The 14,468-nt window shown below is 67.0% G+C and carries 11 protein-coding genes; 6 read left to right on the top strand and 5 right to left on the bottom strand.

What is annotated here, in order from left to right; translation table 11 throughout:
• The first annotated feature begins 8 nt into the window (after positions 1–8).
• Complete coding sequence (gene queC, locus AC1D3B_RS22455; RefSeq protein WP_478192884.1) at positions 9–710, top strand: 7-cyano-7-deazaguanine synthase QueC; 702 nt, start codon at positions 9–11, stop codon at positions 708–710.
• On the opposite strand, the gene AC1D3B_RS22460 is transcribed toward queC, so the two are convergent.
• Entirely contained in the window at positions 689–2,464 is a 1,776-nt protein-coding gene (locus AC1D3B_RS22460) for an ABC transporter ATP-binding protein/permease (protein WP_478192885.1), read from the bottom strand. The two genes, queC and AC1D3B_RS22460, sit on opposite strands and share 22 nt — an antisense overlap.
• A 197-nt stretch (positions 2,465–2,661) precedes the next feature.
• Here AC1D3B_RS22460 and AC1D3B_RS22465 point away from each other — a divergent pair, with 197 nt between their 5' ends.
• Genes AC1D3B_RS22465 through phnX form a run of 5 tightly spaced genes read left to right on the top strand, consistent with a single transcriptional unit; the run spans position 2,662 to position 8,485 of the window.
• On the top strand, positions 2,662–3,696 hold the full coding sequence (locus AC1D3B_RS22465; protein WP_478192886.1) for a putative 2-aminoethylphosphonate ABC transporter substrate-binding protein: 1,035 nt from the start codon (positions 2,662–2,664) through the stop codon (positions 3,694–3,696).
• Between the two features lie 10 nt (positions 3,697–3,706).
• The gene (locus AC1D3B_RS22470) at positions 3,707–4,774 is read left to right on the top strand and encodes an ABC transporter ATP-binding protein (RefSeq protein WP_478192887.1); all 1,068 of its coding nucleotides are present in this window, start codon (positions 3,707–3,709) and stop codon (positions 4,772–4,774) included.
• A gap of 38 nt (positions 4,775–4,812) precedes the next feature.
• Complete coding sequence (locus AC1D3B_RS22475) at positions 4,813–6,510, top strand: putative 2-aminoethylphosphonate ABC transporter permease subunit (protein WP_478192939.1); 1,698 nt, start codon at positions 4,813–4,815, stop codon at positions 6,508–6,510.
• A complete protein-coding gene (locus AC1D3B_RS22480; RefSeq protein WP_478192888.1) occupies positions 6,507–7,634 on the top strand; it encodes a TIGR03364 family FAD-dependent oxidoreductase in 1,128 nt (375 codons plus the stop codon). The genes AC1D3B_RS22475 and AC1D3B_RS22480 overlap by 4 nt, the downstream gene beginning before the upstream one ends.
• Positions 7,635–7,657: 23 nt before the next feature.
• Complete coding sequence (gene phnX, locus AC1D3B_RS22485) at positions 7,658–8,485, top strand: phosphonoacetaldehyde hydrolase (protein ID WP_478192889.1); 828 nt, start codon at positions 7,658–7,660, stop codon at positions 8,483–8,485.
• 18 nt (positions 8,486–8,503) lie between these two features.
• Here phnX and AC1D3B_RS22490 read toward each other — a convergent pair whose 3' ends face one another.
• The 4 genes from AC1D3B_RS22490 to gspD form a co-directional block, all read right to left on the bottom strand.
• Positions 8,504–9,403 carry a 5'-nucleotidase gene (locus tag AC1D3B_RS22490; RefSeq protein WP_478192890.1) on the bottom strand — a complete coding sequence of 300 codons (900 nt, stop codon included), beginning with the start codon at positions 9,401–9,403 and terminating at the stop codon, positions 8,504–8,506.
• A 3-nt stretch (positions 9,404–9,406) separates the two neighbouring features.
• A complete protein-coding gene (gspF, locus tag AC1D3B_RS22495; protein ID WP_478192891.1) occupies positions 9,407–10,639 on the bottom strand; it encodes a type II secretion system inner membrane protein GspF in 1,233 nt (410 codons plus the stop codon).
• Between the two features lie 126 nt (positions 10,640–10,765).
• On the bottom strand, positions 10,766–12,184 hold the full coding sequence (gspE, locus tag AC1D3B_RS22500; RefSeq protein WP_478192892.1) for a type II secretion system ATPase GspE: 1,419 nt from the start codon (positions 12,182–12,184) through the stop codon (positions 10,766–10,768).
• Positions 12,185–12,193: 9 nt separating this feature from the next.
• Positions 12,194–14,467 (bottom strand): type II secretion system secretin GspD, encoded by a 2,274-nt coding sequence (gene gspD, locus AC1D3B_RS22505; protein ID WP_478192893.1) that lies wholly within the window; start codon positions 14,465–14,467, stop codon positions 12,194–12,196.
• Position 14,468 lies beyond the last annotated feature (1 nt).

A 14,468-nucleotide genomic window follows, 5' to 3' on the forward strand; every position in this document is an offset into this window, starting at 1 on the left:
TGCTTCCCATGCACACCACCGCACTCGTCCTCTTCTCCGGTGGCCAGGACTCCACGACCTGCCTGGCCGAAGCGCTCGACAAGTACGAGCGCGTCGAGACCATCGGCTTCGACTATGGCCAGCGCCATCGTGTCGAACTCGAGGCGCGGATCACCGTGCTGGCGCATCTGCGCGAACGCTTTCCCCACTGGGCGCCACGGCTCGGCGAGGACCACATGCTGTCGGTCGATGTGCTCGGGCAGGTCAGCGCCTCGTCGCTCACGCAGGACATCGCCTTCGAGATGCAGGCCAACGGACTGCCCAACACCTTCGTGCCGGGACGCAACCTGCTGTTCCTCACGCTGGCGGGCGCGCTGGCCTATCGGCGTGGGCTCGACGTAATCGTCACCGGTGTGTGCGAGACGGATTTTTCCGGCTACCCGGATTGCCGCGACGACACCATGAAGGCCATGCAGCTTGCGCTCTCGTTGGGAATGGATCGGCGCCTCGTGATCGAGACGCCGCTGATGTGGATCGACAAGGCGGCGACCTGGGCCATGGCGCACCGCCTCGGCGGCGAGCCATTGATCGACCTGATCGTCGAGGACACCCATACCTGCTACCTGGGCGACCGCGACAAGCGCCACGCCTGGGGCTATGGCTGCGGCAACTGCCCCGCTTGCGAATTGCGCGCGCGGGGGTGGGAGCGCTACGTGGCCTCGACCCTGTAGCGCGCGGACGCGCCGCCGGATTCGGGCACCAGCGTCCAGCGCTTGTCGTGGAAAGCGCCGACCGACGCGCGGTGCGCGATCGACACCATCGCGCCGCCGGCAGCACGGACCCCTGCGGCGAGCCGCTTGTAAAGGGTCTCTTCCGCTTCGGCGTCCAGGGCGCTGGTCGCCTCGTCGGCGAACAGCCAGGCCGGCTTGCGCAGCAGCACGCGCGCGATGGCCAGGCGCTGTTGCTCGCCACCGGAGAGCTTCTGGCTCCAGGCGTCGCTGTCGTCGAGCCGGCGGGCGAGGTCAGGCAGCAGGGCATCGTCGAGGGCCTGCACGAGTTGCTCGTCGGTGTACTTGCCGGCGGGCTCGGGGTAGGCGAGCGCATCGCGCAGGCGGCCGTCGGGGACGTAGGGCCGTTGCGGAATGAACATCGCGTTGGCGGGCATGGTGACCTTGCCGTCCGCGAAAGGCCAGATCCCGGCGAAGGAGCGGAACAGGGTCGACTTGCCGCTGCCTGAAGGGCCCTGCAGCAGCACGTTCTCGCCGGGCTGCACCGCGAGGGCGGCACCCGTCAGCAGTTGGCTGCCGTCCGGCAGCGCGACGTCGAGGTCGGCGGTATGCAGCGACGTGCCGCTGTTGCGCTCGACGGTACCGTCGGTCACCTCGTGCGTTCGCATGGCTTCGTCGAAAGAGGTCAGGCGGTCAGCGGTGGCGCGCCATACCGCGACGCGGTCATAGTTGTCGACGAACCAGGACAGCGCGTCCTGTACCGTGTTGAAGGCGCGGGCGATCTGCATGACCTCGCCGAACTGGATGGCGCCGCTGAAGAAGCGCGGCGCCACCAGGAAGAAGGGGAACACGACGGCCAGCTGCCCGAACAGGGAAGTGAAGGCCACGAGGTTCTTCTGCTGCTTGATCAGGGACAGGTAGTTGCGCAGCACGCTGGAGAACCGGGTGTCGAGCTGCGAATGCTCGACCTGTTCTCCACGGTCCAGCGCGATGGCCTCGCTGTACTCGCGAACCCGGACCAGGTGATGCCGGAAGTCCGCCTCGTAGCGTTGCTGCTGATAGTTGAGTCCGATCAGCGGCCTCCCGATGTAGTGCGTGATGATGGTTCCGATACCGCAATAGACGAGCGCCACCCAGACCATGAGCCCAGGCACCGAGACGTCATGCCCGCCCAGGGCGAAGGAGAACGGACCGGAGAGCCCCCAGAGAATGCCGATGAAGCTGGCCAGCGTGACCACCGAGTTGAGGATGCCCATCGACAGGTTCACCGTGTAGTCGGTGAAGAGCTGCATGTCTTCCTGGATGCGCTGGTCCGGGTTGTCCGGATTGGCCTGGATACCGCCGGCGTTTTTCGGCTGTCGGGCATAGCGTGCCAATTCGAGGCGGTAGAAAGTGCGGTTGGCGAGCCAGCGACTCATGTAGCTGCGTGTCATCCACGCGCGCCAGCGCACTTGCAGGAGCTGGGTCAGGTAGAACTTGAGGATCGCGACGCTGATCCCTGCCATGGCGATGTAGGTGAACCGCAGGAGCTGGGTCCAGAAGACCGGTTGATTGCGGGCTTCCAGCGCATCGTAGAAGACGCGGCTCCAGTCGTTGAGCAGAACGGTGACGTACACCGAGCCGAGATTCAGGGCGACCACGGCGACCAACAGGGCGCGCGCTTTCCATTTTTCCTCGGATCGGAAGTACGGCGCCGCGAGGGTCCCGATGTTGCGCAGGATCGACAACAGGTTCTTTGTGCGTGTCAGGGCAGTCATGGCGTGAGCGTGGGTTCACGCCGGAAACGGCGCGTTGCTTTCATCCTAGCGTGCTGCATGCGCCGCATCCTTAATCCGCGCTGAAAGGTTTCGGCGGCGTGACAAGGCCGTGACAGGGCGTCGTGGCGTTGGGGATTTGACAAATGCCTGTCACACAGACTCCCCATCATCCAGAGGTTTTGCCCAAAAGGATCCTCATGTTGCGTCGCACTTTCCAATGGGCCCTGCCCGCCGTCCTGCTGACCATCGGTGTCGGAGCGGCCGCCCAAGGCCGCACCGAATTGCTGGTGTACACCGCACTCGAAGCCGACCAGGTGCAGGCCTACAAGGCGGCATTCGAGAAGGACAACCCCTCCATCGAGCTGAAGTTCGTGCGCGATTCCACTGGCATCGTGACGGCCAAGCTGCTCGCCGAAAAGGCCAATCCGCAGGCCGACGTCGTGTGGGGCCTGGCCGCCACCTCGCTGATGCTGCTCGACAAGGAAGGCATGCTTCAGCCTTACGCGCCGAAGGGCCTGGAGGCCGTCAAGTCCACGATGCGCGACAGCGCGAACCCGCCCAAGTGGGTCGGCATGGACGTGTGGTCGTCGGCCTTGTGCTTCAACACCGCCGAGGCGCAGAAGAAGAACCTGCCCAAGCCCACGAGCTGGGCCGACCTGACGAACCCCGTCTACAAGGGCCAGATCACCATGCCGAACCCTGCGGCTTCCGGCACCGGCTACCTGATGGTCTCCGGCTGGATCCAGATGATGGGCGAGCAGAAGGCGTGGCAGTACATGGACGCCCTGCACCAGAACATCGGCATCTACAGCCAGTCCGGCAGCAAGCCTTGCCGCCAGGCAGGTGCCGGCGAGTTCGCGGTCGGCATGTCCTTCGAGTACCGCGCCAACAAGACCAAGCGCGACGGCGCACCCATCGACATCGTGCTGCCCAAGGAGGGCCTCGGCTGGGACATGGAAGCCACCGGCATCATGAAGACCACGAAGAAGCCCGAGGCCGCCAAGGCGCTGGCCGACTGGGCCGTGACGAAGCAGGCGAACGAGCTCTACGCCAAGAACTTCGCCGTGCTCGCGCTGCCGGGCATCCAGGAAAAGCTGGAATTCGTGCCGGGCGACGTCGAGAAGCTGCTCGCCAAGAACGACTTCGACTGGGCTGCCGCCAACCGCGAGCGGATCCTGGCCGAGTGGTCCAAGCGCTACGAGTCGAAGTCGGAGAAGAAGGCACCGCAGTGACGGGTTGCGAATGACGAGCTTTCTCACCCTGCGCGGCATCGGCAAGTCGTTCGGCAGCACGCGGGTGCTCGACGGGATCGACCTCGATGTCGAGCCCGGCGAGTTCGTGTGTCTGCTGGGGCCCTCCGGCTGTGGAAAGACCACCTTGCTGCGCATCGTGTGCGGCATCGAACGCGCCGACCACGGTCAACTCCTGCTGAGTGATCAGGACATCGCGGGGCTGCCACCCGCGGCGCGTGGTTTCGGCGTGGTGTTCCAGTCGTACGCGCTCTTTCCCAACCTGACGGCGGCACAGAACATCGCCTATGGCCTGCAGCCGACCGGCGCGCTGGCGCGGGAGATCGCCAAGCGTTCGCGCGAAATGCTCGATCTCGTCGGCCTGACCGCGCACGCCGACAAATACCCGGTGCAACTGTCCGGCGGCCAGCAGCAGCGCGTGGCGCTGGCGCGGGCCCTCGCACCCAATCCGCGCCTCTTGCTGCTGGACGAACCCCTGTCCGCGCTCGACGCGCAGGTGCGCACCAGCCTGCGCAGCGAGATCCGCGCATTGCAGAAGCGCCTCGGCGTCGTGACGATCATGGTCACGCACGACCAGGAAGAAGCACTTTCGATGGCGGACCGCGTCGTGCTGATGCACAACGGCCGCATCGAGCAGGCCGGCACGCCCGACGAGCTCTACCACCGGCCGCGCACGCGCTTTGTCGCGAGCTTCGTCGGGCGCATGAACATGCTGCCCGCGACGGTGCTGCCCGATGGCAGGATGCGCGTGCGCGACAGCGAACTCGTCTGCGCGCCGGGCGAGATCGGCGTGGGCGCCCAGGCCACGATCGGCATACGTCCGGAGAATGTGGTGGTGCGGCGCTTCGGCGACGACCATGGCATCAACAGCTTTGCGGCGCGGCTCCTGGACACGGAATTCTTCGGCAACCGGACGGCCGCGCGCCTTGTTTGCGAACCGCTCGGCATCGAGATCGAGGCCGACTTGCCGGCCGACCATCGCGACGTGGATCCGCTCGTGCCCAGCAGCATGGTGCATATCCAGCTGCCGCAGCACGCCCTGTCGGTGCTGGCGCGTTGAGCGCCACGCCCCACGTCGCACCCGTGGCCGTGTCGACGATCGCTGCCCCGTCGACCGACCTGCTGCACCGGCGCAGTGCCTTCGATCGTGATCGGTGGCTGACCGGCGCCGGCGTGCTGCTGGTGGTGGCACTGCTGGTCGTGATCGTTGCCCTGCCGGTGGGTGCGCTGGTCGGCCAGAGCTTTTTCGACCGTGCGGGGGCGTTCGTCGGACTCTCCAACTTCGCACGCTACGTCGACAATCCCGCGCTCGTCCAGTCGGCTTTCAACAGCGTCTGGCTCGCTGTCGTGAGCGCCGCGCTGTGCACGGGCATCGCCTACGTGTACGCCTATGGCCTCACGCTCTCGTGCATGCGCGGCAAGGGCCTGCTGCGTGCCGTCGCGCTGATGCCGCTGCTTGCGCCGTCGCTGCTGCCGGCCATCAGCCTGGTCTACCTCTTCGGCAACCAGGGCGTGTTCAAGGGCTGGCTCGGCGATGTCTCGATCTACGGGCCGCTGGGGATCGTGCTGGGCTCGGTCTTCTGGACCTTGCCGCACGCACTGCTGATTCTCACCACGGCGATGGCCACGTCCGACGGCCGGCTCTACGAAGCGGCCCAGACGCTCGGCGCATCGCGCTGGCGCATCTTCCGCACCGTGACCTTGCCGGCGTCGCGCTACGGATTGATCGTCGCCGGCATGGTCGTGTTCGTGCTGGTCATCACCGACTTCGGCGTGCCGAAGGTGGTGGGCGGGCAGACCGGCGTGCTCGCGACCGACATCTACAAGCAGGTCGTGGGCCAGCAGAACTTCCAGATGGGCGCGGTGGTCGGCTTCGTCCTGCTGATTCCCGCCGTGCTGTCCTTCCTGGTCGAGCGCCGGGTGCGCCGCCAGCAGGCCGCGGCGTTGTCCGCGCGCGCCACGCCCTACATGCCGGACCCGGTCCCGGTGCGCGACCGCGCGCTGCTGGCCGCGTGCCTCCTGATCGCCTTCTGCATCGTCGTGATGATCGGCATGGCGGTGTTCGCATCGCTGGCGACCTACTGGCCCTACAAGCTCACGCCCTCGCTCAAGAACTACGACTTCAGCAACATGGACGGCGGCGGCTGGGGCAGCTACTTCAACTCGCTTCGGCTTGCGGTGTTCGCCGCCGTGGCGGGCGCGATCGCCACGTTCATATCGGCCTATCTGGTCGAGAAGCCGCGTCACTTCGGCCTGTTGCGCGAGGCGTTGAACCTGCTGGCGAACCTGCCGCTCGCCGTGCCGGGCCTGGTGCTGGGCGTGGGCTACATCTTCTTCTTCAACTCGCCGTCGAATCCGCTGCGGGGGCTCTACGGCGGCATGGCGATCCTCGTGATCTGCACGGTGGCGCACTTCTTCTCGGTCGCCCACCTGACTTCGCTCACCGCGCTGCGCCAGCTCGACCGCGAGTACGAACTGGTTTCGGAATCGATGGGCGTGCCCTTCTGGCGCACGCTGTGGCGCGTGCACGTGCCGGTGGCCTTGCCGACCGTGCTCAACGTCGCGGGCTACTTCTTCGTCAACGCGATGACGACGGTCTCGGCGGTCGTCTTCCTGTATTCACCCCAAACAACGCTGGCCGCCATCGCGGTGCTGAACATGGACGATGCGGGCGACGTGGCGCCCGCTGCGGCGATGGCGTCGCTCATCATGCTCACCGCTGCCATCGGGCGCGGCGTCTTTGCGCTGGCGGGCCGTTCGGCGCTCGCCAGGACCCAGGCATGGAGAAATCGATGAGTTTGTCGGACGACCGGTTCGATGTGATCGTGGTGGGCGCCGGCATCGTCGGCCTGGCCCACGCCTACACGGCGGCCGCGCGCGGCCTCAAGGTCTGCGTGGTGGAGCGCGATGCGGCATGCATCGGCGCGTCGATCCGCAATTTCGGCTTCGTCACGGTGACCGGCCAGGCGCCCGGCGACACCTGGCGCCGCGCCATGCATTCGCGCGGCGTGTGGGCGGCCATCGCGCCCGAGGCGGGCATCGACATCGTCCACCGTCACCTGTGGCTGGCCGCCTACCGGCCCGAAGCGCATGCCGTGCTCGAAGCCTTCCTGCGCACTTCGATGGGCGAGGCCTGCCAATTGATCGAAGCGCGCGAGGCGCAGGCCAAGTCGCCTGCGCTGCGCCTCGAGGAGGCGCGCTCGGTACTCTTCAGTCCGCACGAACTGCGGGTGGAATCCCGCACCGCCATCGGCCTTCTGACGCGCTGGCTGGCAGAAGCCCGCGGCGTGGGGTTCCGCTTCGGCGAGGCGGTGCTCGAAGTCGAGACGCCACGCGTGCGCACCTCGCGCCGAACCCTGCACGCGGAGCGCGTCGTCGTGTGCACGAACACCGATCTCCACGGGCTCTTTGCCGAGCGGATCGCGGCGCACGAACTTCGCTTGTGCCGATTGCAGATGCTGCGCGTGCAGCCCGAGCCCGGCTTCCGCCTCCCAGGCTCGGTGATGATGGACTTGAGCCTTGTTCGCTACGAGGGCTACAGCACGCTGCCTGAAGCCGCCGCACTGCGCGCGCGCCTCGAGCGCGAGGAAGCTGCGTCGCTGGAGCACGGCATCCACCTGATCGTCGTGCAGAGCGCCGACGGCTCGCTTGTGGTCGGTGACTCGCACCACTACAGCGCGGCGCCCGAGCCCTTCGCGATGGAGGAGGTGGACAGGCTCATCCTGCGCCATCTTCGTTCCACCCTCGACCTCGAACAGGCGCAGGTGACCGAGCGCTGGACCGGCGTCTACCCCTCGTCTCCGAGCGAGCCCTGCGTGATCGATGCGCCGGACGAGGCCACCCGCGTGGTCCTGGTGACGAGCGGCACGGGCGCAAGCACCGGCTTCGGCATCGCACACGACGTCTTCCAGGCCTGGTGACTTCGACCTCCACTGAAACTCCAATGAACGCTCAAGCCAAAACCCTGCAAGCCGTCGTCTTCGACTGGGCGGGCACCATCGTCGACTTCGGTTCCTGCGCGCCCATGGGCGCCTTCGTGAAGCTGTTCGAACAGTTCGGCGTCGAGATCACGATCGACCAGGCGCGCGGCCCCATGGGCATGGCCAAGTGGGACCACATCAAATCGGTGGGCACCTTGCCGGCCGTGGCCGCCCAGTGGCAGGAGCGGCATGGCCGGCCCTTCGTCGATGCCGATGTCGACCGGCTGTATGACGTGTTCACACCCATGAACGCTGCCAGCGTGCGCGACCACATGGACTTCATTCCCGGTGCGCTGGAGACAGTCAATGCCGTGCGCGCACGAGGGCTCAAGATCGGCTCGACCACCGGCTACAACCGTCCGATCATGGAGGTCGTGACGCCCATCGCGGCGACTGCCGGCTACACGCCCGACAACCTGGTCTGCGCGGGAGACCTCGCCGCCGGCCGACCGTCGCCACTGATGATGTACCGCAGCTTCGCCGATCTCGGCGTGTGGCCGCCGTACACAGTGGTGAAAGTCGACGACACCGCCGTGGGCGTTGCCGAAGGCATGAACGCCGGCACGTGGACCGTTGGCGTGGCGATCAGCGGCAATGCGCTCGGCCTCACCCTGGCCGAGTGGAAGGCGCTGGACGCCGGAGAGCAGGCCGCCCGCCGCGCCAAGGCGACCGCGCTGCTGCGCGAGGCGAACGCCGACTACGTGATCGACAGCGTGGCCGACCTGCTCCCAGTGCTCGACCAGATCGAGGCGAGGCTCGCGCGCGGCGAACGGCCGGCAACGCTCGCCTGACCGCTGGTACTGCGCGGCTCAGCGCGGGTTGCTGATGCCGCTCGCCACATGCCCGGACGGCACATGGCGCGCAGCCGCATCGACGTGGCCGGTCTGGTCGTCGAAGAAGAAGTCCGGTTCGAATTCGCGCAGGAACTCGCCCTTGGGCAAGCCGCCGAGGAACATCGCCTCGTCGACCTTGATGTTCCAGTTCATCAGCGTGCGGATGGCGCGCTCGTGCGCCGGCGCGCTGCGTGCCGTGACCAGCGCCGTGCGGATGCGCATGGCCGGACTGCTCGCCTGCTGCAGCCGATGCAGCGCCGAGAGCAACGGCTTGAACGGTCCTTCGGGCAGTGGCAGTTCGGCCTTGCTCGATTCGTGCAACTGGAAGGCATCGAGGCCTTCGGCCTGGAACACGCGCTCGGCCTCGTCGCTGAAGAGCACCGCGTCGCCGTCGAAAGCGATGCGCACTTCGTTCGGATAGGCATCGCTCGCATGCACCGATTCGACGAGCACCCGTGCAGCGGGGAAGCCGGCGATCAGCGCTTCCCGCACGTCTTCCGCGTTGACCGAGAGAAACAGGTGCGCGCGCAGCGGTCGCAGGTAGCCGAACGGTGGTCGTCCTTGCGTGAACACGCCACGCTGCAGCGAGATGCCGTTGGCGATGCCGGAACGGAACACCCGCATTCCCGATACCGGATCGTTGCGCGACAGGATCACGACCTCGACCCTTTGCTTGCCGTCGTCGTTGAAACGCATGAGCTTGCGCACCAGCGAGTAGGCGATGCCCGGCTGGGCCGGCACATCGAGGCGTTCGAGCTGCAGCTTCATGTAGCCGGCGTCGTCGCCCGATTCGAAGATGCGGTTTTCCTCTTCGAGATTGAAGAGCGCGCGCGAGGAGATCGCCACCACCAGCTTGTCGTCGAGGGAGACCGCCATACGCTACTTCACGAATTGATTCAGTTGGATGATGGGCATCAGTACCGCGAGCACGATCAGCATCACGACGCCACCCATAGCGACGATCAGGAGAGGTTCGAGGATGGTGGCAAGGTGCATCGCCCGGCGTTGCACTTCGGCGCCGAGCTGATTGGCCGCGCGCTGCAGCATCAGCGGCAGGGTGCCGGTCTGTTCTCCGAGCCGGGCGAACATCGAGACGATGCCGGGAAAGCGCTTCTTCTGCGCCAGCGCCGACGCCAGCGGCGCGCCTTCGCGCACCAGGACGAGCGCGTCGAGCGCGTCGGCGCGCATGGCCCGGTTGCCCAGCGTTTCCGAAGCCGCCTGCAGCGCGCGAAGGATGGGCACGCCGGCCGTCGCCAGCATCGCCAGCGTGCTCGCGAAACGCGCTGCGTTGTAGCCGCGGGACAGCTTGCCGACGAGCGGAAGATTGAGCCAGGCCGCATCGAACTTCTCGCGCAATGCCTCGCGGGCCAGTGCCATGCGGGCAGCGAAGGCGCCGACGATGATGACCCCCAGCATCAGCCAGCCATAGTTGCGCACGAAGTCGCTGAGCGCCAGCATCGCCACCGTGAGGATCGGCAACGCGCGCTTGGTGCCCGCGAACACATTGGCGACCTGCGGCACCACGTAGCTCACGAGAAAGATCACGATGACGATCGCGACCAGCGTGACGATCGCCGGATACAGGGCCGCGCCGACCAGCTTCTGCTGCAGTGCCTGTCGTTGCTCCAGGTCGTCGGCGAGGCGCTCCAGCACGAGGCCGAGGTTGCCGCTCTGCTCGCCTGCGCCGATCACCGCGGTGTAGATCGGCGAGAACTCGCGCGGATGTTGCGCCAGTGCGCGACCGAAGGGCGAGCCCGCGTTGACTTCGGCGCGCAGCGAGGCGACGAGGTTGCGCTGCGCTTCGCTCTCGGCTTCGTCGGTCAGTGCGGTCAGTGCGCGTTCGAGCGGAAGGCCCGAGGACACGAGGCCGGCGATCTGGCGCGTCCAGACCGCCAGGGTCGTCGAATTGAAGATGCGACCGCCGCCGTACATCCGGCGCCAGCCGCCGGTCGCGGGCACGCCGCTTTCGACACTGCCGACCGGTGTGACCGTGAGGGGGATCAGCGCCTGCGCGCGCAGCATGCCGCGTGCGCTGCGGGCGGTGTCGGCTTCGAGCACGCCCTTGCGGGGCTGGCCTTGCTGGTCGATGGCGTCAAACGAATAGGCGGGCATCACTTATTCTCCCCCAGGCTTGCCCACTTCGTGTGGCCGCCAACCCCCTTCCGGGGGCGTTGCCGGCGGACCGGCGGAGCCGGATCCGCGACAACCTGCGAAGGGAGGCCGTGGCGGGCGGCTGGCCTAGTCTCTGGTGACTCTCAGCAGCTCGGCTCTGGAGGTGACGCCGGCCTTGAGGAGGCGTTCACCGTCCTCGCGCATGGAGCGGAGGCCGCCGCGTTCGGCTGCGACGAAGATCTGGCTCTCTGGGGCGCGGTTGTGGATGAGCGATTGCACGGTGTCGTCGGCGACGAGCAGTTCGAAGATGCCGGTGCGGCCCTGGTAGCCGGTCTGGCCGCAGGCGTCGCAGCCGACGGGCTGGCCTTCGGTGCCGGGGGCGGGGACCGAGCACACGGGGCACAGCTTGCGGACCAGGCGTTGTGCCAGCACGCCGAGCAATGACGAACTGAGCAGGAAGGGCTCGACGCCCATGTCGGTCAGGCGCGTGACGGCGCTGACGGAGTCGTTGGTGTGCAGCGTCGCGAGCACGAGGTGGCCGGTGAGTGACGCCTGGATGGCGATCTGCGCGGTCTCGAAGTCGCGGATTTCGCCGATCATGATGACGTCCGGGTCCTGCCGCAGGATGGCGCGCAGGGCCTTGGCGAAGGTCAGTTCGATCTTGGCATTGACTTGCGTCTGGCCGACGCCGGGCAGCTCATACTCGATCGGGTCTTCGACCGTCATGATGTTGCTGCTGCTCGCATCGAGACGGCTCAGCGCTGCATAGAGCGTGGTGGTCTTGCCCGAGCCGGTCGGGCCGGTCACGAGGATGATGCCGTGCGGCTGGCCGATCAGTTGCTCGAAGCGCGCGAGCGTGTCGCCCTGCATGCCGACGGATTCGAGCGTGAGCTTGCTTTCCGACTTGTCGAGCAGGCGAAGCACGGCCCGTTCGCCATGCGCGGAGGGCAAGGTCGACACGCGCACGTCGACGGCGCGGGTGCCGATGCGCAGGCTGATGCGCCCGTCCTGCGGCAGGCGCTTCTCCGAGATGTCGAGGTCGGCCATGATCTTCAGGCGCGAGATCAGCGCGGCGTGCAGCGCGCGGTTGGGCTGGACCACCTCGCGCAGCGTGCCGTCGATGCGGAAGCGCACCGACGATGTCCGCTCGTAGGGCTCGATGTGGATGTCGCTGGCGCCATCGCGCGCCGCCTGCGTCAGCAGCGCGTTGAGCATCCGGATGATCGGCGCGTCGCCGGCCGATTCGAGCAAGTCCTCGACCGCCGGCAGTTCCTGCATCATTCGCGACAGGTCGGCATCGCCCTGTACCTCGCTCACCACCGCGGCGGCGTTCGATTCGCCCTGCGCGTAGGCTGCGCTGATGCGCTGCGCCAGCTGGTCGGGGGCCAGCGGCTCGAAGGTCTTGACCGGGTACTTGCGCAGCACTTCGCCCAGCGCGCTGCGCGGCGGCACCTTCGGCATCCAGAGCGTGTAGTTGCCTTCGTCCGATTCTTCCAGCAACAGTTGCTGGCCTCGCGCGAAGGCGTAGGGGAGGGGATAGCGCACGACCGGACTCTAGGGCAATTCGCGCCCGGACGCCGGGTCGGCCGTGGGAGGCAATGCCCCCTTCAGGGGACCGGGACGCAGCGCCGAAGTGTCGCTCGGCGTGATCGGCGGCGGCACCAGGCGAGTGCCCTCGACGCGGCGGGTCGCGTTCTGGCCGGCCGGCACCTGCGGCAGCGGCGGCAGGATGTTGGAGTCCTGCACGCTGTTCAGCATCACGTTCTTCTCGGGCTGCGCGGCCTGCTGGATGCCGCGGATCGTCTCGTAGCGGTCGGCGGCGAGCTGGTCGCTGACGGCGCTGTCGCGCACCACCACGGGCCGCATGAACACCATCAGGTTGGTCTTGTTGCGCGTGCGCGTCTCGCTCTTGAAGAAATTGCCGAGGATCGGGATGTCGCCGGCGAGGGGGATCTTGTCGGTACTGTTGGAATAGTCGTCCTGCAGCAGGCCGCCCAGCACGATGATGCTGCCGTCGCCCACGACCACGCTCGACTCGATGCTGCGCTTGTTGGTGGTCGGGCCGTTCACGTTGTTGACGGTCGACGCCTGGATGGTCGAGACCTCCTGGTAGATCTGCAGCTTGACGACGTTGTCCTCGTTGATGGTCGGCCGCACACGCAATGTCAGGCCCACGTCCTTGCGCTCGATGGTCTGGAACGGATTCACCGAGCCGTTGGCCGCACCGGTGTTGGTGAACTGGCCGGTGAGGAAGGGCACGTTCTGGCCGATCACGATCTTGGCTTCCTCGTTGTCGAGCGTCAGCAGCGTGGGCGTGGACAGCACGTTGCCCTCGCCGGTCGTCTGAAGAAAGTTGGCGATGAAGCTCAGGATGTACTGGCCGCCGTACTTGCTGCCTATGCCGAAGTTGAAGCCCTGCGCCGGCCGGGTCGCGGTGTTGCCAGTCGCCAGGCCGATCGCGAGGTCGATGATGTTCGGGCCCGGCGTGCTGGAGTTGGTGCCGAGGAAGCCCACGTTGCGGTCCCCGCTGTTGCCGAGCCCGGCTTGCCACTGGATGCCGAACTGGGCCGCCTTGTCGGCGTTGACCTCGACGATCAGGCTCTCGACCAGCACCTGGGCGCGCTTGCCGTCGAGACGGTCGATCACGGCGCGCAACTGCCGGTACTGCGGCTCGGGCGCCGTGATGATCAGCGAGTTGGTGGAAGGGTCGGCCTGGACCTGGCCGCCGGTCGATGGCTGGTTGGCGTTGTTGAGCGGCGTGCTTGCCGCCGCGCTGGTCAGGCCGCCCTGCGGGTTGTTGAGTTGCTGCGCCACCGGTTGGTTGCCGGTGCCGGTCTGGCCGCCTGTGCCGGTGTTGATGGCGCTGGTGCCCGCCGACATCGCTGCGCGCAGCGTGGTCGCGAGCTTCACGGCGTCGGCATTCTTCAGATAGACCACGTAGACATTGCCGGCGGCGCCGTTGCCGCTGTCAATGGGTGCACGGTCGAGCTTGTCGACCAGCGTGCGGACCAGTTGCGCACGCGCCGGATTGGCCGCGCGCAGGATGATCGCGTTGCCCCGTGGTTCGGCGAGCAGGGTGGTGCGGAACGACGAGTCGACGGACCCCGGCGTGGCGGTGCCCGCGGTGGTGGTCCCCCCGCCTTCGAGAAGCCGCGTGAGCAGCGGCACCATGTCGGTGGCGATCGAATGCTTGAGCGGAATCACCTCGATGTCGGAAGCGTTCGGCACGTCCAGCGCGGCGACGATGCGTGCCAGGCGGCGCATGTTCTCGGCGTAGTCGGTGATGACCAGGGAGTTGTTGCCCGGGTTCACGTTGATCGTGTTGTTGGGCGCGATCAGCGGGCGCAGCACCGGCAGCAGATTGTTGGCCGATTCGTAGTTGAGCTTGAAGATCTGCGTGACGATCTGGTTGCCGTTGACGCTCGATGTGGTGGGCGTTGAGGTCGTCACCGTGCTGCTTTGCAGCTTGGCATCGGCTTCCGGCACCACCTTGTAGAGGCCTTCGGATTGCACGACCGCGAAACCCTGGAGGCGCAATGCCGCTGCGAACTGGTTGAAGGCCGCGTTGGGGGAGATCGGGCGATCGGTCTGCAGCGTGATCGTGCCCTTGACGCGGGGATCGACCACCACGTCGCGTCCGGTCACCACGGCCATCGTGCGCGCGACCGATTCGATCTCGGCGTTGGTGAAGTTCAGCGTGATCGGTTCGCCGCGCTGCGGGGGGGGCGCTTCCTGCGCGAACGCCGAGGGAATGCAGGCCGCGATCAGCATCTGCGCAGCGAGCGCGATGGTTCCGATGCGGATGCCGAACGAAGTCTTTTGCTTCATG

The sequence above is a fragment of the Variovorax sp. P5_A3 genome (assembly GCF_056400665.1).

Excerpts from the sequence above, each read along its gene's own strand:
- AC1D3B_RS22460 (WP_478192885.1), bottom strand. The coding sequence starts at position 2,464 with ATGACTGCCCTGACACGCACAAAGAACCTGTTGTCGATCCTGCGCAAC.
- AC1D3B_RS22480 (WP_478192888.1), top strand. The coding sequence starts at position 6,507 with ATGAGTTTGTCGGACGACCGGTTCGATGTGATCGTGGTGGGCGCCGGC.
- gspD (WP_478192893.1), bottom strand. The coding sequence starts at position 14,467 with ATGAAGCAAAAGACTTCGTTCGGCATCCGCATCGGAACCATCGCGCTC.
- gspF (WP_478192891.1), bottom strand. The coding sequence starts at position 10,639 with ATGCCCGCCTATTCGTTTGACGCCATCGACCAGCAAGGCCAGCCCCGC.
- queC (WP_478192884.1), top strand. The coding sequence starts at position 9 with ATGCACACCACCGCACTCGTCCTCTTCTCCGGTGGCCAGGACTCCACG.
- AC1D3B_RS22465 (WP_478192886.1), top strand. The coding sequence starts at position 2,662 with ATGTTGCGTCGCACTTTCCAATGGGCCCTGCCCGCCGTCCTGCTGACC.
- AC1D3B_RS22470 (WP_478192887.1), top strand. The coding sequence starts at position 3,707 with ATGACGAGCTTTCTCACCCTGCGCGGCATCGGCAAGTCGTTCGGCAGC.
- phnX (WP_478192889.1), top strand. The coding sequence starts at position 7,658 with ATGAACGCTCAAGCCAAAACCCTGCAAGCCGTCGTCTTCGACTGGGCG.
- AC1D3B_RS22490 (WP_478192890.1), bottom strand. The coding sequence starts at position 9,403 with ATGGCGGTCTCCCTCGACGACAAGCTGGTGGTGGCGATCTCCTCGCGC.